11 protein-coding genes are annotated in these 21,081 nt (G+C 70.1%); 9 read left to right on the top strand and 2 right to left on the bottom strand.

All coding sequences use genetic code 11. From position 1 onward, the window contains the following. From yhhB to QRY02_RS48675, 3 genes are read left to right on the top strand one after another with little or no spacing between them, the layout of a single operon-like run. On the top strand, positions 1 to 2,178 hold the full coding sequence (gene yhhB / locus QRY02_RS19660; RefSeq protein WP_285992985.1) for a cyclophane-forming radical SAM/SPASM peptide maturase YhhB: 2,178 nt from the start codon (positions 1 to 3) through the stop codon (positions 2,176 to 2,178). After that, the gene (locus tag QRY02_RS19655) at positions 2,175 to 3,182 is read left to right on the top strand and encodes a hypothetical protein (RefSeq protein ID WP_285992984.1); all 1,008 of its coding nucleotides are present in this window, start codon (positions 2,175 to 2,177) and stop codon (positions 3,180 to 3,182) included. The genes yhhB and QRY02_RS19655 overlap by 4 nt, the downstream gene beginning before the upstream one ends. Positions 3,183 to 3,205: 23 nt before the next feature. After that, positions 3,206 to 3,688: a GNAT family N-acetyltransferase gene (locus QRY02_RS48675; protein ID WP_353069313.1), complete on the top strand. Its 483-nt coding sequence runs from the start codon at positions 3,206 to 3,208 to the stop codon at positions 3,686 to 3,688. Positions 3,689 to 3,948: 260 nt separating this feature from the next. On the opposite strand, the gene QRY02_RS19650 is transcribed toward QRY02_RS48675, so the two are convergent. Further along, a complete protein-coding gene (locus QRY02_RS19650) occupies positions 3,949 to 6,756 on the bottom strand; it encodes a tetratricopeptide repeat protein (protein ID WP_285992983.1) in 2,808 nt (935 codons plus the stop codon). 183 nt (positions 6,757 to 6,939) lie between these two features. Next, entirely contained in the window at positions 6,940 to 8,847 is a 1,908-nt protein-coding gene (locus QRY02_RS19645; protein WP_285992982.1) for an ATP-binding protein, read from the bottom strand. Positions 8,848 to 9,173: 326 nt separating this feature from the next. On the opposite strand from QRY02_RS19645, the gene QRY02_RS19640 reads away from it, so the two are divergent. The 6 genes from QRY02_RS19640 (at position 9,174) to QRY02_RS19615 (ending at position 21,073) form a co-directional block, all read left to right on the top strand. Continuing rightward, a complete protein-coding gene (locus QRY02_RS19640; protein ID WP_285992981.1) occupies positions 9,174 to 11,588 on the top strand; it encodes an SEFIR domain-containing protein in 2,415 nt (804 codons plus the stop codon). Between the two features lie 50 nt (positions 11,589 to 11,638). Beyond that, positions 11,639 to 12,853, top strand: a complete 1,215-nt coding sequence (locus QRY02_RS19635; protein ID WP_285992980.1) for a CHAT domain-containing protein — start codon at positions 11,639 to 11,641, stop codon at positions 12,851 to 12,853. An 11-nt stretch (positions 12,854 to 12,864) separates the two neighbouring features. Beyond that, complete coding sequence (locus QRY02_RS19630; protein ID WP_285992979.1) at positions 12,865 to 14,535, top strand: CHAT domain-containing protein; 1,671 nt, start codon at positions 12,865 to 12,867, stop codon at positions 14,533 to 14,535. A gap of 28 nt (positions 14,536 to 14,563) precedes the next feature. Next, positions 14,564 to 15,757, top strand: a complete 1,194-nt coding sequence (locus QRY02_RS19625) for a lipase family protein (protein ID WP_285992978.1) — start codon at positions 14,564 to 14,566, stop codon at positions 15,755 to 15,757. Between the two features lie 10 nt (positions 15,758 to 15,767). Then, complete coding sequence (locus QRY02_RS19620; protein ID WP_285992977.1) at positions 15,768 to 18,461, top strand: tetratricopeptide repeat protein; 2,694 nt, start codon at positions 15,768 to 15,770, stop codon at positions 18,459 to 18,461. A 167-nt stretch (positions 18,462 to 18,628) separates the two neighbouring features. After that, entirely contained in the window at positions 18,629 to 21,073 is a 2,445-nt protein-coding gene (locus QRY02_RS19615) for a protein kinase domain-containing protein (RefSeq protein WP_285992976.1), read from the top strand. Positions 21,074 to 21,081 lie beyond the last annotated feature (8 nt).

Below are 21,081 nucleotides of genomic sequence, written 5' to 3'. Positions count from 1 at the left end.
ATGTCGACAGACGTCCCGGACACCATCGCGGGAGCGGCCACCTTCACCACGTTCCTGGTAAAGGTGGCCGCTCGCTGCAATCTCAGCTGTGACTACTGCTACATGTATGAGCACGCCGACCAGACGTGGCGAGAGCAGCCGCACGTCATCTCCCCGGAGGTCGCCGAACAGGTGGCCGGCCGGATCGGTGAGTACGCGCGCGAGGCTGCGCTTCCCGAGGTGCTGGTCGTCTTTCACGGCGGCGAACCACTCCTGGCCGGCGCTGCTCGCCTGACCTGGTTTCGGAAGCTCATCGAGGATGCGTTGCCAGAGACCACGACCGCTCACTTCTCATTGCAGACAAACGGTGTGCTCCTGGACGACGAGCGGCTCACGACGCTCGCCGACGGCGGAATCGGGGTATCGATCTCCCTGGACGGTCCGGCCACGGTCAACGACCGGCACCGAAATTTGGCCGGCGGCGGTTCGAGCCACTCGGCTGTGATGGACGCGATCCGGCGGCTGCGGACGAGGCCGGAAACCTTCGCAGGCGTGATCGCCGTGATCGACCCCGACGCAGACCCGCGGGAACTGCTCGAGTTTTTCGCAGAGGTCGATCCGCCCTCACTCGATCTCCTGCTTCCCGATGCGAACTATTGCACACCTCCTCCAGGTCGAGACCGTGACCCGCAGCGGTACGAGCGATGGCTGGTCGAGGCTTTCGACATCTGGTTCGACGACTACCCGACCCTGCCGATCCGCACCTTCGACGCCATCCTCGCCGCGACAGCCGGTGCGCCCAGTCCGACGGACGCGTTCGGCTTCGGCGACGTGAGCCTGCTCTGCATCGAAACCGATGGCGGGTACCACGACCTTGACGTCCTGAAGATCACCAAGCCCGGCCAGACGAACCTCGAAGAGAGCGTCTTCACTAGCACTGTGTCCGACGTCGCCCGGTCTCTCAAGATCCGGGAACACCGCCGTCTGCTCAGTCCGGCGGGAGTCGCGACCGAATGCCGAAGCTGCCCGGTGGTCGACGTCTGTGGTGGCGGCGCCGTACCACACCGGTACTCGGCGGACGGTTTCGCCAACCCGACGGTGTACTGCGCGGAGATGCTCACGCTGATCTCCCACGTCCGGACCCGGCTGCACGAGACTCTAGAAGCCGAGGCTGCGCACTTCGACCGCCGGGGTGAGTCGGGGCGTTACGATTTGGCTGCTTTCGACAAGGCCGCGACCGCGGTCACGGTCACGGATTCGCTGGTCTGCACCTGGCAAAGCGAAACTGCCCCGCAGCTGGCCCGGATCTCGGAACAGCTCGCAGCCGACGACCGGCAGCCGAGTTCCGTCCGAGCCGCTGCCCGGTCGTTGACCGAAGTCGCGCCGACGGAGCTGGGACGCCTCTCCCGGCAACCGAGCGTGTCCCTGTGGGTGCGCGCATACGAGGCCGCGCGGCGCGGGCAACCTCTGCTCGGTGTGGACGGAGAAGCACTGCGCTTCGATCCCACCTACGTTGCGGACGTCGCTCGGCTCTCTTCGGAACCAGCCCGCGAAATTCGGATCCACCGACCCGACCCTTGGCTGCGTTCGCCCTTCACCGCCCCGATCCGGTTCCTGACAGACGACGAGGCGACGACCGGACCGAGTCGTGTCAACGCTGCGATGGAGTGGATTTGTCGCTACGACGCCGTGCTCGCGGCCGAGATTTTGAACCTGAGCCCCGAGGTCCAGTTCGTGACCGACGAGTCCGCTCACCCGGACAAGGTTGTCTCCTTCAGTGACGACGTGGTCCCCGGTTGCCTGTTCATCGGCCTGGGCGCGCATCCCGGTGCCGTGGACGTCTACGATTTCGCCGACAGCATCATCCACGAGCACCGGCACCAGAAGCTGTACCTGCTGGAACGCGAAGTCGACCTCATTGTCCCCGGCCAGCCGTTCGTTCCCTCACCCTGGCGGGAAGAACTCCGGCCGCCCAGCGGCCTGCTGCACGCGGCCTGGGTATTCGTCGAACTGCTCGGGTACTGGCGATTCGTCGAGACCTCCTCCGATGTGGCCGCCACCGTCCGGAGCCGGGCCGCCAACCAGGTAGCAGTGTCGACGGAGAGACTGAGCCGAGCATGGAAGACGTTGGACAGCGTCCGGACGACACCGGCCGGAGACGAGCTCATCCTGGCGCTGAGGGAGCGGTCCGCGACTTGAACGAACCCGCGGTCTTCCTGCCCAGGTCGGCGCTTCCCGAGAACTCGTCGGAACGGGACCGTTTGCTCCAGGACTACGTGGCCGAGCGTGTTCCGCATAGTAGCCGGACCGGCAGCGGGGACTGGGTGGTGCGCCTGGCCGTACCACCGTCCGCCGACTACTACATCGACCCGGAGTTGGACTCCGGACTCCGCTGGTGGGGTCCGGGCACCGCCATTGCCGACGTGCCGTTCGCGCACAAGCGCGTCGGCGGGGTCGGAATCAGCCTGTCGGACGCCTGGACGCTGGCGTTCTGGAGCGACTACTTCGCGCAGGCCGGCGGTGTCCCTGCACGCCTCACCGTGCTTCACCTGGACGACCACGACGACCTCATGACCCCACGGCTCGCCACCTCCGCCGGCGGCTCGTTCACCGACCTCGTGACGGGACACGAGTTCACGCTCACCGAGCCGGCCGGCGTCCGGTCCGCAATCGGCAGCGGCGCGATCGGCATGGGCAGCTTCCTGACACCAGTGCTCCACACAGCCGAACACACTCGGATACTGCACCTGTGCGACACCCGGTACGCAGCGCAGCGCCAAGGCGAATTCAGCATCTTGGCGGCCCAAGAAGCGGATGCACTGTTCCGGCCCGGCTCCCCACGACCAGCCGCGCGCCTGGTGCCCGGCTCCCGGAACGCAACCGACAACCGCGGCTCGTACCAGGTCGACTCTGACCTGCCGACACTGCTCAGCCACCTCACCGACGACCCCGTCTTCCTGCACATCGACCTCGACTACTTCAACAACCGGTTCGACGGCGACTCCGATTGGCACTCGGCGGCCGAACGTCACGATCCTCCCCGCGACCGCGTGCTGGACCGGGTTGAAACGGTGCTCGCACAGCTGAGACCGATCCAGTTCCGGATCGTCGACGTCACGATCGGGATCTCACCCGGCTTCTTCCCCGCAGAGTTCTGGCAACCGGTTTGCGAAAAGCTCCTCGGTGCCCTGTCCTCTATCTGACCGTCGAACCCCACGGATGAACAATGGCCAACACGGGCAAGAACCCTGGTGCGGGACGTCGACGGCAGCCGCGGCGTCGCGCCGCACCGTCCGCCGGCGTCCCGTCCGGCCTTCGTGAACCGGTTCCGTCGGGCGATGTGTCATTGCGCAGGGGGAAGGGCAGTCGAGGACGAGGCGCCGGTCAGGGCGGCGAGTACTGGCACATCGAAGTCGGCGGACAACGTGTCGGTTCGGTGTACATCAACGTCATCGACGAACAGCCGCTGGGCGAGCACGCCAGTCTTCAAATCCAGATCAGCAAACCCTGGCAAGGCCGAGGCGTTGGTCGGACAGCCTACGCACTGGCAGCCACCGCGAGCCGACACCGGACGATTTACCTACACATGCGCCGCTCCAACATCGCCTCGGCTCGGGCAGCGCAGCACGCCGGTTTTCGTGAAGTTGCCCTTCCCGGACTTCGCCAGTGCGTCATGATTTCGCGAAGGGACGATTCTGCATCCTGCTGAAGACACTCGGGTGAAAGCGAACTTCATGCTGCTGATCAATCTGCCGGTCGGTACTCACTGAGACGCGCTCGCCGCGAAAGCGTCACCGGCCCCTTTCCACGTCGGCGCGCGACGTCCAAAATGGATGTTCCGGCTCGCCCGGCCGAACCGAATCCCATGAGCCGATTGTCCCGCGTCCGCGCGCGGTGCGTCGCCGCGATGAAGCACGGAGATGTTTACCTTGATCAGCGAGATCTGTGGCTATTCGGCCTCTCGTCCGGCTACGTGCTGGGGCTCGGCAAGGAACGCTTCCGGACTTCAGCCGTTACCCGGGACAACGCCTGCTCGAGGCGCGTTCCGAGCTCAGGATGGCCTAGCCGGCGAAGGCGTTCGATCGTCAGGCGATGATCTATCGCCTGGTTCAGACGCAGTGCCCGGCCCGAGTCGAGCATGACGACCGCTTCCCTGAGCCGGTCACACCGCACCAGAGCCAGGCTGCCTGCACTCGCGGTCTCCTCGGCGCGGTTCAGCCAGCTGTTGCCGCGGGCAGGATCGGCTTGGACCCCGAACAGCTGCCACCGCGCGGCACTCGTGGCCAGCCAGCCGGCTGCGGCGTCGCTCCAGTGCCTCTGGCGGGCTGACCATTCGGCCCAGTCGCTCGCCGCGTCGATCAAGAGAACCGGGTTGGCGCTCGCCGCAGTCACCGCGCGCCGATGGGCGGCGGCGGCACGCTGACGGTCGCCGGGCAGGCCGAACCGGTCGTACCGTTCCGCCAAGGCACGGGCGTAACCGTGTATGACGTGGGGACGCAGCGGCCGGTGGGCAGGCAGCCGGGCCAGCGCGGCCCGGAAGGTGGCGATTGCTTGGTCGGCGTCCTCCCGGCGGCCGGTGCGACGGGCGCGCATGCTGCGCGAGGCGGCGAGGTTGGCGAGGAACTCCGCGCGTTCGGGCGAACTTGGTGGCAACGACTCCAGCGCCTGTTCGTCGAGCTGAACCGCCCGTTCCGCTTCGGCCGTGCTCCCGCTTTGTTCGGCGCGCGTCTGGGCGGCCGCAGCCAGCGAATGCAGCAGTCCCGCGCGGTCGGGCGAGTGAGCCGGTGCCGCTGCCAAAGCCTCTTCGTGCATCACGATGGCCTCGATGAGATCCTTGTCGTCACCTCCGTAGATGTAGCGATCCTGCAACGTGATACCGAGATTGCTCAAGACCACAGGCCGGACGGGGGTATTCGAATGCATCTCGGCGAGCGCGTCCCGGTGGCGCCTTACCGCCTCATCCAGGTCGGCAAGGCGCCCCGTGTCCTGGAAGCGACCGTGCAGGACGAGCGCGAGACCGTGGAGGGGAGAAGAGCTCGGCAACGTGGGTTCGCCGCCGACCGCCGCGATCTCGGCCCAGTGCAGTGCGGCGCGGCCATCGGCCGGATCGCCGTAGCGCTCATGTCGCTCCTGCAGGAAGGCCGCCAGCCGGTCGGGGTTCGCGACCTGGTCGTCGCGCCGACCGCGCAGCGCGGCAATGGCCTCATCGAGGTCTCGCTTGCGGCCGGTGACCAGATAGCGCCAGTGCAGACCGGAGGCGAGGTAGCCGGATCGGGACAGGTATTCCTCCGAGCCGGGAGGTGTACCCGCCAGCGACCGGCGGGCGTGGCCGATCGCGGCCGCAAGGTGCGTCGGCCGGCCCCCGCGGGCGTACCGCATCAGCTCGAGATGCGCGCGGGCCCCGTGCCACCAGTCGCGCTGTCCCCGGCTTGACGGCACCTCGGCCAGGTGATCGAGCTCGGCGAGGGCGTGCTCCAGATCCGCAGGGTCCCCCAGCTCGGCGTAGCGCGAGATGCGCAACTGCACCAAGTTCATGGCCAGGTGGGGTCCCACGGCGGACCGCAGCGACGAGGGGGTGATCGCCGCTTGCAGGACATCGACCGCCTCCTGCAGATCTGCGATCTCACTGTGGAACTTCCACCGCGTGTCGAGCTTGTCGGCCAGGTTGGCGGCATACACCGCGCCGTGCGGCGAGCCGGCGCCTTTGCCGGCTGCTTCACGGGCTGCCACCAGCGCTTCATCGAGCGTTTCGGAGCCGGCGAGCCCGCGGTTCACGCAGCCGATCAAGCCGAGCGCCAGCCGGTCGAGAAAAGCCGGTCGGTAGGGCGATCCGACCGGTAGGTGCCGTAGTGCCCGCCGCCAGCAGTCGACTGCTGTCAGCAGCGCCTGATGGTTGTCGATGTCCTCCGCGTGCACCATCTCCCAGGCGTTACCCAGGTTCACCAGATGACAGGCAAGATCAGCGCCGGTGCCCGGCTCGAGCTTCACAGCCGACTCTGCCAGGTGGATGGCTTCCTGCAGGTCTGCGCGACGCTCTGCGTCCTCATAGCGGTCTTGCAGGACTGTGCCGAGCTCGGTGAGCAGTATCGGGCGCGCCGGCGCGCCGTCGCCCAGTGCGTCGATGGCCCTGCGATAGCGCTGCTCCGCTCGCCGCAGTGCTCGTCGCTGTCCGGTCTGCCCGTACTCCTCGTGGTCGCAGGCAGCCAGCCGGCCTATGCGCAACGCGCGGACGACCGGCGGGGCGGACCGCATCGGTGTCCCGCGCCAGAGTTCGGCCGCCGCGCCGAGGTCAGCCACCGTCGCGCGCAGCCGGAAACGTTCCAGCAAGGCCGTGCCCAGCTCGATCGCCTGCCAGCTCGGACCGAGCCACAGGGGTAGCGCACTCGCACCGCCGTCCGCATCCGCAGTCAGCCAGAGCTCGATCGCCCGGTCCAGATCGCCGAGGTCGCCGTCGCGGGCACATCGCCGGACCAGTGCAGCCGCCAATACCTGCCGGTAAGCCCAGTGGCGGTCCGCGAGGTCAGCGACATCGGCGATGCACCTGTCCGCGGCTGCGCCGCCGTCTTGGCCATCGAGGCGGTCCGATCTCACCAGCGAAAGCCACCAGCGGGTGGCGTCGGCGACCGCACCGCTGTTCCCGTCGAGCAGGGCCTCGGCGTGGGCGAGCGCCGCGATCCGGCCACTGCGCAGGTAGTCCTGCTCGGCCTGGCGCAGCGCACGGCACGTCCGGGCGGGAAGGCCCTCCTGCACCGCGAGGTGAGCATCGTCGACGGGCATACCGCAAGCTTGCCAGCCGCTCCCTCGCACTCACCCGACAAGACCGGACACTGGCCTGTCCCGGCTACTCGGAGTCACGTGAGTCCGGCATCATCGTGCTCAGCGCGCCGCTCGCACCCGGCGCAGCTACCGTCCGCGCAGCCGCTCATCGAGGTGATGAGGCTCGGCCGACGCCGGCCGGCGTCAGATCCCTGCAGTTCGGTCAGGTGCGACGTCCAGACGGTCATCGGTGAATTCCCGGACCGCGGCTTCTGCGGCACGCAGACGGTCGCGGGCTTCACGGAACCGCCGCCGCAGGTCAGCGGGGATCGTTTCGTCGAGCTGGACGCCGTCGCGTTCCAAGGCGGCGGAGAGCAGGATCCCCCGGCCCGTCTCGGTGGTGACCACCGCTTCCCGGGGCGTGCCCGCCGCGGACAGGGTGAATGCCGCTCGAGTCACCAAGTCCGCGGAAACGCGGCGCAGCGCCAGTTCGGCGTAGTCGCGTCCCAGCTGTGCCCTGGTCATCCGGGAAAGGCATTGGACCGCCAGCTGATGGGCTTCCGCTCGATCGCGAGTGTCACCGCAGTGCCACGCCCAGCGGGCCCACGACGCCGCGGCGTCGTAGGCCCACAGCACGCCGGCGTCCGCGGCCGTCTCCACGCTGCGGCGGGATACCAGCGACGCGCGCAGCCGATCCTCGGTGTCTGCTGTCAGCGCCGACCGGTACTGCAACAGGACCGCGAGCCGCACCTTCGCGACCGGCGCCAGCGGCGAGTTCGCGGGCTGGCGTTCGGCGAGCGTGACGAGGAGGCGCTCGGCCTCCTCGATGTCGTCGAAGCTCCCGCCTTCCAGGGATCCCCTCAGCATGAGGACTTCGCCCAGAGAACAACAGATCGCCAGCGCGCTGCGCGAGTGCTCCGCGTAGTGCGTCATCGCCGTGCGCATCAGCCGGACGGCTTCGTCGAGATCCGCTCTGTCGCCGAGACCGAGCGCGAAGCGATCGAGCAGGCACGAGCCGAGCACTCCGGCGGCAGCACCGATCGATCCGGGCGCTGACGACTCGAACGCCGTCCTGGCGTACTGCTGCGCCGCATCCAGGTCGGTTCGGGCGTCCGCCATACCGGCGAGCTGGCGGTTCCGAAACCTGGTGCAGTGCAGCTGTGCGAGCAGTATCAGTGTCGAACGGCGAAGGTAATCGTCAGGCGACAAGCCGGCCAATTCCTCCCGGAGACTCTCGATCTGTTCGTCGACCGAGCGGAGGTCACCGACGCGGTACGCCTCGGTGCTCGTCAGCGTCGAGGTCGTGGCACCGAGCCTGACGAACTGCCGGCCCAGGAAACCGTCCGGCGTGGTGCGATGCGTTTCGGGCGCGGGCATCACTTCGAGCCTCTCGCCGGTCATGGCGGACATGACGATGCCCAGCCCGTGTTCCACCTGCTCCTTGAACTCGGTGAACCCGGGTACGAGGCGCCCGAGTTCATCCTCGTCCACGGCGGATATGAGCTCGGTCGCCTTGGTCAGGTCTGCGCGGTCGGCGGACCAGTGCAGCGCGTATCGGCCGGCGAGCGCGAGAGCCAGGACGTAACGGATCATGTCGGCATGGGCTCGTCCGGCCGGTGTCCGGCTCGCCGGCATCCGTTCGATCGCCTTCTCGAGCATGGTGATGCCCTCGTCGAGCTTGGCCGAGTCGGTCGTGAGCTGGGACTCGGCCAGCAGAGCCATGCCGAGGTGCGACAGGAGCGGGCCGTTCTGCCGTACGTCGACCCCCTGCTGCGCCAGCAACCGCCCGACGAGGGTGATCACCTCCTGGAGGTCGCCTGGCCGATGACGGGCACACAGCACCGCTGAGAGCAGCCGCTCGGCCCTGGCACGCGGCCCGGGCTGCGTGCGCGCGAGGCTGATCGCATCCCGGAGGTGGCCGATGCTCTCGTCGAGGTCGGCGCGCAGGCCCGTGTGCCGCATGTACCGGTGGCTGAGGAACATCGCGAGTTCCGTCAGCGCCTCGACCCGGCTTTTCCGGTCCCGAGCGCCGGCGACCCGGTCGCGTGCCTTGCGGATCCGGAGGTCCACCTCGTCCGGTGCCATCGAGAGGACCGCCAGGAGCGGTGCCATGGGGTCGGGTCTTACCTGGAGGTTGAGGCGTCTCGCGGGGCGAGGTCGTTCGAAGTGCATGTGCTCTATTCCGGCCAGGCGCGGCGCGAGGTCGTGCGGCGCCCGTTTCGTGGAACGCCCTGAGCGCGTTGCCCAGGTTGTTGTGCGAGCGTGGCGCGTCCGTGGAGCCGGGCGGGGCGAGCACCTCGAAGGAAGGCAGCAGGCCGCTGCCGGGGTTGCCGAGGCGGACGAAGGCGGTCGTCGCCGGGACCGGTCGGGCGCATGTTTGTCATTCTGCCGCAATCTTGGTGTGCTGAGAAACCTCGGATGGGACGGGGAGCGTATTCATGGCCGACGAGAGTGGTGACCGTGCGGGGGACGGCGACCGGAAGCCGCCGCGGGTGTTCGTCACGTATTCGCACGATTCCGAGCAACACAAGGAGTCGGTGCTACGGTTCTGCACGTTCCTGCGTGCGGAGGCGGGCATCGATCTCCACCTCGACCGGTGGTACGAAAACGTGCGCCGCGACTGGTCGGTCTGGGCGATCCGGCAACTGACCGAGGCCGACTTCATCCTGGTCGTCGCCTCACCTGGCTACCGGCGCAAGGCGGACGGCTGGGCGGACGACGCCGACGGCCGGGGAGCGCAGTTCGAAGGGGCGATCATCCGGGACAACCTCACGCGGAACCTGCCCGCCGAGACCGCGCGCGTGCTCCCGGTGGTTCTTCCCGGCCGGAATGCGGACGAAATTCCGGCATTTCTGCACGCCGCGACCAGTTCGCAATACACCGTTTCCAGTTTCACCCACGCCGGCGCCGCCGAGCTGCTGGCCGTGCTGCGCGGTGTGGCCCGCCATCCGATGCCGCCACGCGGGCGCTTCGTCGAAGCCACGCCCGGCGGCGGACGGCCGGCGGCGTACCGCCGCGAGCCCGCGCACGTCCCGGCCGCCGTGACGGCCCTGCTCGATCAGGTGTGTGACGACCTCGCCGCCGTGGTGCACGGTCAATGGCGCGCGGAGCAGCGGCTCCGCAGACTGCAGGATCCGGCGCCGATCGAAATCCGGTGGGAACCGTGCGACCGTCCCGAACTCGAGGACCACTCGGTGAACATCGGCCTCCCGCCGGCCGGGCCGCGAGCCGGGGGACGGCTCACGGACATCGCCGAAGCCTTCGACCGGGTCCCTTCCGGGCGGCTGGTGGTGCTGGGTGAGCCCGGTGCGGGGAAGACCGTGCTGGCCGTGCGCTTGACCTTGGACCTGGTGGCGCGGCGGGACCCGGGGGCGCCGGTGCCGGTTCTCTTTTCCGTCGCGTCGTGGGATCCCGGCCGCGAAGCACTCCACGACTGGCTGGTCAGGCGCCTGATCGCCGACTATCCCGGGCTCGGCTCGCGGCCCGTCCGGGGGAACACCCTGGCCGGTGTGCTGGTCGGCGCCGGGCGCGTGACGCCCGTGCTGGACGGGCTCGACGAGCTGCCCACCGCCTCGCGCGGCGCGGCCGTCCACAGGATCAACGCGGCTCTGGATCACGGTGATCCGCTCGTGGTGACCTGCCGGGTCGAGGAGTACGCCGCGGCCGTCGCCGGGGCCGATGTGATCACCGCTGCCGCCGTGCTCGTCCTCCGGCGGCTCGGTGTCGGCGACCTCGCCGAATACCTGCCGCGCACCGCGCGCGCGGAGCCGGACGCCGGGGGGAAATGGGATCCGGTCATCGCCTTCCTCCGCCGGCAGGAAGACGCGCGGGCCGGGCACCTGCTGTCGGTTCTCGGCGTACCGTTGATGACCTCGCTGGCCAGGGCGGTCTACAGCGACACCGCCGCCGATCCGGCCGAGCTCATCCGCGACGAACGGTTCGTCGACCCGGCCGCCGTCGCCGACCACCTGATCGACCGGCTGATTCCGGTGGCCTACGACGAGATCCTCGCCCAGCAGGGGCCGCCGCGCTGGACTGCCGAACAGGCGACACGCTGGCTGGGGTTCCTCGCCGCCCACGACGAGGTGTTCGACGGCGACGGCATCGCGTGGTGGCGCCTGGACCGGGCCGTTCCGCGCGCGCTCATGGTCGTGGTCGGGGTAGTGGTCGGTGCAGCGTGCGCCGGGCTGCCGGTCGGCATGGTCGGCGGCGTGGCGGTGGGGCTGCCGGCCGGGGTGGCCGGCGGCGTGGCCAGCGGCCTGGTGAACCGGTCGCTGGCCCCGACACCGTCGACGATGAGGCTGCGGTGGCACGGTGCGCTCCGTGCGGCTCGCCGCCGGACGGAGCGCACGACCGTCCCGGTCGGGTGGCCGGTGGCCACCGCGCTCGTGGCGCTCGCGTTGTGGATCGCCGCCGGCCCGCTCGGCGCGCTGGTGGCGGGCGTCACCATCCTCGCCGCCTTCGGGCTGGACGCGTGGTTCGACGTGCCCGCCGAAGTGGGCCGGGCGGCCAGCCCGGACTGGCTGCTGCGTGCCGACCGGACGGCGGCGCTGTCCCGCGGCGCGGCCCGCGGCGGGGTCATCGGAATCGTGGTCGGAATGATCATGGGGCCGGAGACGGGTGCGGCATTCGGGCTGGCCGCGATTGTGGTGAGCGTGGCCTACACCGCCTGGGGAAGATTCATCGTGACGCGGATTTGGTGCACAGTTTCCGGCCGATTTCCCCTGCGGCTGATGGCGTTTCTGGACGACGCGCACAAGCGTGGCGTGCTACGCCGGTCCGGTGGGACGTACGAGTTCCGGCATGCCATACTTCGTGACTGGTTGCACACGAAGGAGAGGCGACAGCGGTGACGGATCCGTCAATTGGCGAGTTGCGTGCCGCTCGCCAGGAGCTGGATGAAGTGATCGCGGAAATCCAGCGGGTGGACGGGTTCGAGGATTTCCTCGCCACTCCCGACTTCGGGGATGTCGCACGCGCCGCGGGCGTTCAGCCCCTGGTTTACCTGGCTGCCGCCGAGCCCGGCGGCCTCGCCTTGGTCGTGCGTGGATCGGCGGTCACCGATGTCGAACTGCCGGCGCTGACCGCCGACGCCGTCCGGTCCCGGACGGAGGGCTACCTCCGGGACTACGAGCGGTTCAGGCGCGACACGGACAGCGAAGAGCTGCGCGCCGCCTGGCGCAGCAGCCTCGACGAGGTGGCGCGATGGCTCTGGGACGCTGCCGTGGCGCCCGTGCTGGACGAACTCGGAGACCCGCCCGAGACCGCCGTCGTGCCGTGCGGGCTGCTGGGACTGCTGCCGCTGCACGCTGCGTGGACCGAGGACGCGACCACGCCGACCGGCCGGCGCTACGCGGTCGACCGGACCGCGTTCGCGTACGGCGCCAACGCCCGGGCGCTGGCTGCTTGCCGACGCCGTGCGGAAGCACTTTCCGCCGAGCGGGTGCTGGCGGTGTACGACAGCGCCCGGCTGGCGTACACCGAGCCGGAGGCGGTGATCGCCGCGAACGCGTTCGCGGCGTCCGAGCTGCTGACGGGTGATCCGGCCACGGTCGATGCCGTCGAGCAGGGCCTGCGCCTCTCGGACGTCTTCCACGCCGGCTGTCACGGCCGGGCCGACTTCGCCGACCCGCTGCGCAGCTACCTGCTCCTGCCCGGCGATCGCAGGCTGGAGCTCGAACGCATCCTGCGCATGCGGCTGCGTCTCCGGCTGGCCGTCCTGTCCGCCTGTGAATCCTCGCTGCCCGGCACCGAGCTGCCCGACGAGGTCGTCGGCCTGCCCAGCGGCTTGGTGCAGGCCGGCGTCGCCGGCGTGGTGGCCACGATGTGGGTCACCGGCCAGCACGCCAGTGCACTGCTGATTACCCGGTTCTACCGCGATTGGCAGGGAGGTTCTCCCGCGCTCGCGCTCGCCGGGGCCCAGCGCTGGCTGCGGGACGTCACCGTCGCGCAGCTGGAACAGGAGTGGGAGACCGCGCTCGACGACGGTGCCGCGTGGCTGCCCCCGGAGGCGGGCGAGAAGCTGCTGACCGCCCTGCTCGACCGGGATCTCGCGCCGGGGGACCGGCCGTGGTCCGGGATCGACGTGTGGGCCGCGGCCGCGTTCACCGGGGCCTGAGGGAGCCACGCGTGGACGAGACGACGATGCGCGACCTGGCCCGCCGCCTGCTCGATGCGCTGCCCGACGTGGTGACGGACCGCCAGGAAGAGATCGACGTACGACGGCTGCTCGTCGACGCCCTGGCGCGGCCGTCGGGCGAAGCGAGACGGTCGTTGCGCCGCGTGTTCCAGCGCGAGTCGGTGCGCCCGTGGGTTTCCCGGCAGCGTCCAGCCGAGCAGGACGAGTTCAAGCTCCCCCTCGGCGACGATCGCCCGGCGCGGTACCTGACCGGTGAGGTGCTCGACGAGGTGGCTGTCGGCGCGGCGATCTCGCTCGAGGTGTCCGTCACCCGGCACGCCCGGGACCTGTCCGCGAAGTTGCGTCCGTTCGCCATGCCGCCGGACGGTGCCTGGGTCGACCTGGCCCTGCGTCCCGGGGGACTCACCGCGAAAACGGGCACGGCCGAGCGCACGTTCACCCCGCCGGACGAAGCGGGCCAGGATTCGGACCCGGTTCTTTTCGTGCTGGAGGCGCCGAGCCCGGGTGTCTACCGTCCTTCCGTGCGGGCTTATGTCGGCGGGAAGTTCGTCGGCGAGCTGGTCATGGAGATCGTGGCGGGAGCCGGCGGCAGCGGGGTGACCCGGGTGCACAGCGCGACCCTGGACGATCTCCACGGAAATCCGGACGAAATCGCCATCGACATCGCGCACGACGGGGGCAACCACTACGTGTACCGGCTGTACGACGGGAACGCGGCCGCCCCCGTGCGCCACACGGTGCTCTCCGATCGCCTGCTGGAGATGCTGCACACGGATCTGACGTCCATGGCCACCCGCCGCGCCTTCAAGGACGCCGGCGGCGCCCGCTACCACCTGGCGAACCTCGGCCGGAAGTTGTGGCGCGAGGCCTTTCCCGAAGCCATCAAGGAGTCGTTGCTGGAGCACCTGAGCGTGGCCAAGGGCAAGCGGATGACCGTGGTCTCCGACCTGCACGCGGTGCCGTGGGAACTGCTCCACCCGTCCCGGCCCGCCGAGACCGGCGGGTTCCTCGCCGAACTGCTTCCCGTGCTGCGCCGGGTCTCCGGCGACGAGCACGAGTACTCCCGCAGGCTGCGGCTGAATCCGGCGGCCTACGTGTGTCCGCCCACGTCGCCCGGTGTCGACGAGGAATTGAAGGCGGTGAAGCGGATTCTCGGCCCGGACGTCCGGCACCTGCCGTTGATCGGCGATCTGGCGGGCTTGACGGCTCTCCTGCGGGACGGGCGCTTCGGTCTCCTGCACCTGGCCTGTCACAACGAGTCCTCGGCACGCCGCTGGGACAGGGTGCAGCTGGGCGGCGGGCCGTTTACCCCGGTGGACCTGGAGGAGGCGAGGAGCCGCCGGTCGCTGCGCACCACGCGGCCACTGGTCTTCTTCAACGCCTGCCGCACCACCGGAGGTGCGGCCGATACCCGGATCGATTCCTGGGCGGCCAACTTCCTCGCGGCCGGTGCGGGTGCGTTCGTGGGGTCGGTGTGGCCGGTCCGCGCCGGGACCGCCCGAACCTACGCGGAGGCTTTCTACAGCGCCTTCGTCGGGGACAAGCAGCCGCTCGGCGAGGCTTCGCAAACGGCGCGTGAAGCGATCAAGCACGACGAGGACCCCACCTGGCTGGCGTACGCCGTCTACGGCCGGCATTCCGCGACGGCCATCGGCTCATGACCCGGACACCGAGTATCTGAGGAGCAGCGTGGGCACACCGGTATTCGTCATCCACGGTATCGCCAACCGGGAGCGGGACGTGCTGGACGGCCGGGTGGCGGAACTGCGGGACCGGCTCGGCGACCGGTGGGAGATCCACCCCGTGTACTGGGGTGATCTCGGCAGTACGGTCGACGACGCGGTCATCCGCGCCGTGGTGCCGGGGTTCGGCGAGTCACTGCCCGAGGTGCGCGGGCCGGCCGGGGACGAGCCGCTCGACGAAGACCTCGGCGCGCTCGCCGTCGCGCTTGCCGCGGCGCCGGAGCCGGGGGCACAGCCCGCCGAGCCCTTGGACGAGGGCGACCGGATGACGATGGTGGCCGACGGGGTGGTGCGGGCAGTGGAACGGGACGGTCGTTTCGGGCCCGAGGTGGCGGATGAGATCGTCGAAGCCGTCGCGAAGGAGTGGTCGGGGGAACTGACGTGGCTGTGGCAGGTCACCGACCCCGTGCTCTTGGCCGAGGTGGGCGCCGGGATCGCCGGCGACGCCTTGCGGGTGATCGCCGACGACGAGTTCGAGGTGCGGGGCGAGCGGGTCGAGAAGGCCGTGCACGCCAGCCTCACCACGCTCAACAACGTCGTCGGTGCGGCGCTCGGCGTGGCCGGGGACAGGGTGACCCGCTGGGCTCGGCTCGGCGTGGCCAAGGTGTTCGCCGAAATACTCGGCGACGTTCTCGTCTACCAGCGGCGGCAGCACGAGATCCACCAGCGTGTGCGGGAGGTCATCGCGGCGGTCGACCCGGTGCTCGGTACCGACGCCGAGCACCGGGTGCACCTCGTCGGGCACAGCCTCGGCGCCACCATCGCGCTCGACGTCGCGACCCGCTCGCCCGGCACCGCACCGGGTCCGGTCTGGACGGACTCGGTGGTGACGTTCGGCTCGCTCTGGCCGGTGTTCCACCTCTGCGATCCGCGTGGTGGCGGAATGCGTCCCTACACGGGCCATCCGGTGCAGTTGCCCCCTTCGGTCCGCCGGTGGGTCAACCTCTGGGAACCGCTCGACCCCTTCGCGTTCCTCGCCAGCAAGGCGTTCACCCTCGCGGACGGCACCCCGCCGAGAGACGTATCGGTCGATCACCGTTACGCGTCCGGGCTCGGCACCCACTCGGTCTACTGGACCGCACCGCAACTGGTGTCCGAACTGGCGCGGGCCTTCGAGCCGCATCCCGAGGACAGGGTCTGACGGAGGAACGGTGGTCGACGACGTCGTTGAACGGGCGTACGCCGCCGCGGACGCGTACGCCGCCACGGGTGACTTCGGCGCGGCGGACCTCGCCGTGCGGTTGTGGCGACGGGTGATCGAGTCCGCCGGGACACCGGACGCCGACCACTACAACGAGCTCGGCAACGCGTTGCTCGACCGGTACGAGGCCGGCGGTGCCGAGGACGACCTCGAAGCGGCCGTGGACGCCTACGGGGATGCGGTCCGCCGCGCCGGTCGCGACGCCGGTTACCGCAACAACCTGGGCAACAGCCTGCGGATGCGGTACCTGGCCGACGGCGACCCGGCCGTGCTGATGCGGGCGATCGAAGTCCTCGAGGGCGCTGTCCGGCTCCCGGCCGCCGATACGCCGGATCGACCGACCTGCTTGGACAACCTCGGGCTCTGCTTGACGGAGAAGTTCGCCCGCGACGGCGCCCGGGAAGATCAGGACCGTGCCATCGCCTTGCACCGGGAAGCCATCGCGACGGCGGAGCCGGGTGAGCCGAACCTGCTGCTGTTCTTCACCAACCTCGGCGGGGCACTGTGGAACCGTCATGTCCAGCGGGGCCTGCCCGGTGACCTGGACGACGCCGTGGCGGCGTTCGAACGTGCATTGGCGGAGACCGCGGCGGGATCGCCCGAGCGGGCGTTGCGGCTGGCCAACCTCGGCGGCGTGCTGCTCGATCGCTACCACCTCCGGGGAGACGAGAGCGAGCTCTACCGTTCGGTCGAGCTGTGTTTCGAGGCGGTGTCCGCCAGTGGTGCCGCAAGCATCGATCACGCGCGGCAGCTGACCGGCCTGGGGGACGCGTTGCTCTCCCGGTACGAGGTCAACGGGGCCGGCGAGGATCTCGACGCGGCGGTCGAGGCGTACCGCGAAGGGCTCGCGGTGACCCCGGAGCGGGCACCCGACCGGGCGGCGCGGGCGAACAACTTCGGGCTCGCACTGCTGCGGCGGCACGAAAGCCGTGGCCGGATGGATGACCTCGATCGGGCCGTGGCGACGTTCCGCGACGCGATCGCGGCGACCGTCAGGACGTCGCCGTCGCGGCCGTTGTTCGGTGCCAATCTCGGCGTCGCCCTGGTGCACCGGTATGCCGCGCGTGGTGCGCGTGCGGACATCGACGGGGCGATCGAGTGGCTCGCCGAAGCCGTCGCCGGGACGCCGGCGGACGCGCCGGCTCTGCTGTCCCGGACCGCGAACCTCGCCGCGGCGCACGCCGAGCGGTGGAGCGAGTACGGCGACCCGGCCGATCTCGCCCGGGCGGACGCACTGTTCGCCGGGACGGGCGAGCTGGAGAAGCGGGGCAGTGCGGCGCAAACGGGTGTCGCCTACGAGCGCAACAACGTCGCCGTCCATCGGACGGACATTTACCATCACGGCGGTTCCCGTGCCGAGCTGGATCGAGCCGCCGCCGCATTGCGCGATCTGCTGACCGGGCTGCCGCCCAGGGCGATCGCGCGCCCCCGTTACCTGAACAATCTGGGCAACGTGCTGCGGCAGCGATATCTCCTCACCGGAAACGAGCGGGATCTCGACGATTCGCTGAACTGCCACCGGCAGGCACTCGACGTCGCTCCGCCCGCCGCCGCGGAGCGACCGACCTACCTCTGTGATCTGGCGAGTGCCCTTCAGGTCCGGTTCCAGCGGGACGGCGTCCTGGCGGATCTGGACGAGGCGATCGGCCGGTGGTCCGAGTCGGTCGACGCGACCTCGCCGTACGCCCCGGTCTGGGCGGGCCGCCTCAACGATCTGGGCGACGGCCTGCGCACCCGGGCCCAAGTGAAGGATTCGGCGCGGGATCTCTCCCGCGCGGTCCGCTTGTTCGAGCGGGCCGTCGCCGCGGCACGGGAGAACGCCCCGGATCTTCCCAGCTACCAGGACAATCTGGCGAACGCGGTGGCGGACCAGGCGATGCGGACCGGCGATGTCGGCATGCTCGACCGGGCGCTGACGTGGTACGGGAAAGCCGTCTCCGGAGCGCCGGGCGGCACCCTCACCCGGTCGCGGATCCGGGGCAACCAGGCGGCGGCGACACTCCAGCGCTGGGTGTTGGGATCCGACCCCGCCGATCTCGATACGGCTGTCGAACTCTTGACCGAAGTGGTCGCTGCGTCGGCGGTCGGGTCGCCGGATCGGGTGATGCTCTTGAACAACCTGGCCGTGGCCCACGCCTACCGTCATCAGGTCACCCGCGCCGAGGAGGATCTCCGGGCTGCCGAATCGGCGTACGCCGAGAGCGCCGCCGGCCTCGACGCGTTGTGGAGCCTGCGTTCGGCGCGGAGCTGGGGCTCGTGGGCGGCGCGGCGCGCTTCCTGGCCGGAAGCCGCCGGGGCGTACCGCCACGCGCACGGCGCCATGGTGCGGCTCTTCCGTGCTCAGTACACGAGGACGGACAAGGAGGACTGGCTGCGGGAAACCAAGGGGCTCGCGGTGGAGGCCGCCCACGCGTTGTCCCGGGCCGGTGACGTGTTCTTCGCCGTGACAGCGGTCGAGACGGGCCGGGCGCTCCTGCTGAGCGAAACCATGGAGGAAGCCCGCTCCGACCTCACCCGCCTCGCCGGCCGGCACCCCGAGCTCGCCGAGCGTTATTCGGCTGCCCGCATGCGCCTGCGCCGAGCCGAAGAAGTTCCGGCAGGGGACCGGATGTCGCGCCGGTTCTTCGGCGCACAGCCGCGTTGACTCGAGCGAAGCGAGTTCCCGCCGCAGTGGGCGTGAACGAGCAGCAATCTGTCCAAGAAGTGTCCACTTTTTGTGGGGAACCGATTTACTTCCCGTACGTCGGTAACAGTTGCCTGGTTTGTTCGACTCGTAGACAACACGCATGCGGGAAATCCGAGGAGCTTTTCGTGACCGAACCCAGCCCGACGCGCCGCGACCCGCCACATGGCGCGGCGCCGACCCGCCGGGACGACGTGGTGGCACCCGCCGTCACGCGAAGAGACGGTGCCGAGTCCTCCCCGGCCGCGCGGCCGGAAGTGGACCACGGCGGACTGCCCGGTCCGGTGTTCGAGGAGTACGAGCCGCTCGAGGCGCTGAAGTCCGGTGGTGAGGCGCACCGCGTGATGAAAGTGCGCCACCGCCGGGACGGGACCTTCCACGTCGTCAAGGTGTACGGCGAGGCCGTGCGGCCTGATCCCGAACTGCTGGCCTCACTGCAGGCTGCGGACACGGCGCACCTCGTCCGGATCGACGGCTGGGGCGCGGACACCGACCGGTACGGTCACTCGGAGTGCTGGGAAATCCTCGAATTCGTCCCGGGGGGCTCGCTGCGCGATCTGATCCGCGCGGAGGGGCCGGCGATTCCGGAAGCCCTCGTGCGGCGGGTGCTGCGCCAGCTGACCGGCGCTCTCGAGCACCTGCACACCGCGGTGCCCTACCGTGGCTCCGCCGGGCTCGCCCACCGCGACGTCAAACCCGAAAACATCCTCGTCCGGAACCGGGCGGAGCTGGACCTGGTCCTCTGCGACTTCGGCCTGGTCGCGGACATCCGGGCCACCCGGATGTCGAGCCGCCGCGCCGGCACGGCGGCGTACCAGGCACCGGAAACCTGGCAGACCAGGAGCCGGGACGCGGCTCAGGACTGGTGGTCAGTCGGCGTGCTGATCGTCGAGCTGCTGACCGGGCGCAACCCGAACACCGGGATCATGGGCGACTCCCCCGACGACGCGGATTTGTTCGATCACCTGACGCAGTACGGCGTCGACCTGTCCGAGGTGACCGATCCGCGGTGGCGAATGCTCTGCGCCGGGCTGCTCACCTTCGCCACCAGTCACCGGTGGGGCGCGGAGCAGGTACGGAACTGGGACGTCGGCAAGTCTCCGGACGTGCACAGCGGACGGGACGAGCGGCAGCCGGCACGTCCGGCCGTACTGCCGATCGAGGTGGCGGGCCGCGCCTGCCACGACCCGGCCGAGGTGGCGTCGGTGTTCAGCCAGAACTGGCAGGCGGCGACCCGCCAGTTCGCCGATCGTGAACTGAGGCTCGAGCTGAGCTACTGGCTCGACGACAACTTCGCCGACGCCTCACTGCCGAAAGACCTGTTCCGGACGGATCCCTCCACCATGGAGGTAGCGAGCCTGCGGGTCGCCCGCTTCATCTCGTGGACGGCACCCGACCTCGTGCCTTCGCGCCAGGGCCACCCCATGCACGCGACCGGGATCGCCGCCCTGGCCGATCGCGCGGCAGCTGGTGACGACGTGGCGGCCGTCGCGCGGCTCGATTCCGCCTGGCTGGGCACCTTCGCCCGGCACACCTGCCGGGTCCACCGAGCATGTGGTGCCGGTGACGGGTGCGTGGTGCTGCGGTCGGCCGCCGGGCTGATCGACGCTGCGCGTGAGGTGGTCAACGAGCGTGCGGGACTTCTCGGCCGCGTCCGGCTCGGCGACAGGGAGCTCGCGACCGCGCAGGCGCGGCTCGTCCAGGTGCTCGTCGACCGGGACTACCGCGAGTCGGTGCGGCTCGGGGATCCGGCGTTGCGGCAGGTGGGTTGGTGGGGCGGCCTCATGTCCGAGGGGGCGGCCGACGACGACCGGGGAATGGGCGCGCTCGCGCTCGCCGTGGCGACGAAGGAACGCGCGTACCTGGACATGGGGGCCGCGGCGGCGGAACGCAAGCAAAGGCGCCAGGAAGAGCGGAACCGGCGCCGCCAGTCGGTGCGGGCTGCCCTGGGCAGGGTCGCGCCGGTCGGCCGTGACCTGTTGGCCCTGGCACTGGTGCTCGTCCTGGCGTACCTGACGACGTTCGTCGCGCTGTTGCTCGTCGCCCGGCTCGCCGAGGAGTGGGTCTCCGGGCCGGCTGCGATCGCCGCGGCTTTCACCGGCGTCCAGACCCGGATCGCGCTCCCCGTAGCGGTCCTGCTCGCCTGCGTCCTGGTGCGGCCACGCCGTCCGCGGTCCGTCGGGCGCCGCGCTGTGTGGTGCGCGTTGGGCCTGGGCGGTCTGGTGGCCATGGTGCTCGGCGCCGGCCGCCTCGACCTGCTCGGTTTCCCCGTGGTGTGGTCCGCCGGCGTTCAGGAAGGCCTGTCGGCGGCGAACGGTGCGCTGGTCGGTGCGGCCGACACACTCCCCGCCACGACCATCGTGGCGGTCATCGCCGGCCTGATCCTGGCGAACCGCCTGGTCGCAGTGACCCGCGGTGCTCGCGCGTCGGCGAGCCGGCCGGTTCAGGCCGGCAAGGGACTGCTGATGGCCGTGGTCGTCGGGATCATCCTGGTGCGCACCGGCGTCCTGCTGTGGCAGTGGCAGCTGCCACCTGCGGCCCCCGATCCTCTTGCGCTGTGGCTGGAAATCTGACCGAACGT

The organism is Amycolatopsis sp. DG1A-15b (genome assembly GCF_030285645.1).
In the GTDB taxonomy this organism is placed as follows: Bacteria; Actinomycetota; Actinomycetes; order Mycobacteriales; family Pseudonocardiaceae; genus Amycolatopsis.
The sequence above is the reverse complement of the archived record's forward strand: the minus strand, read 5'-3'. Positions and strand labels throughout refer to the sequence as shown.

What these genes read in the sequence shown, in the direction of transcription:
- QRY02_RS48675 (WP_353069313.1), top strand. Translation starts at nt 3,206, where the DNA reads ATGGCCAACACGGGCAAGAACCCTGGTGCGGGACGTCGACGGCAGCCG.
- QRY02_RS19650 (WP_285992983.1), bottom strand. Translation starts at nt 6,756, where the DNA reads ATGCCCGTCGACGATGCTCACCTCGCGGTGCAGGAGGGCCTTCCCGCC.
- QRY02_RS19645 (WP_285992982.1), bottom strand. Translation starts at nt 8,847, where the DNA reads ATGGCACCGCTCCTGGCGGTCCTCTCGATGGCACCGGACGAGGTGGAC.
- QRY02_RS19640 (WP_285992981.1), top strand. Translation starts at nt 9,174, where the DNA reads ATGGCCGACGAGAGTGGTGACCGTGCGGGGGACGGCGACCGGAAGCCG.
- yhhB (WP_285992985.1), top strand. Translation starts at nt 1, where the DNA reads ATGTCGACAGACGTCCCGGACACCATCGCGGGAGCGGCCACCTTCACC.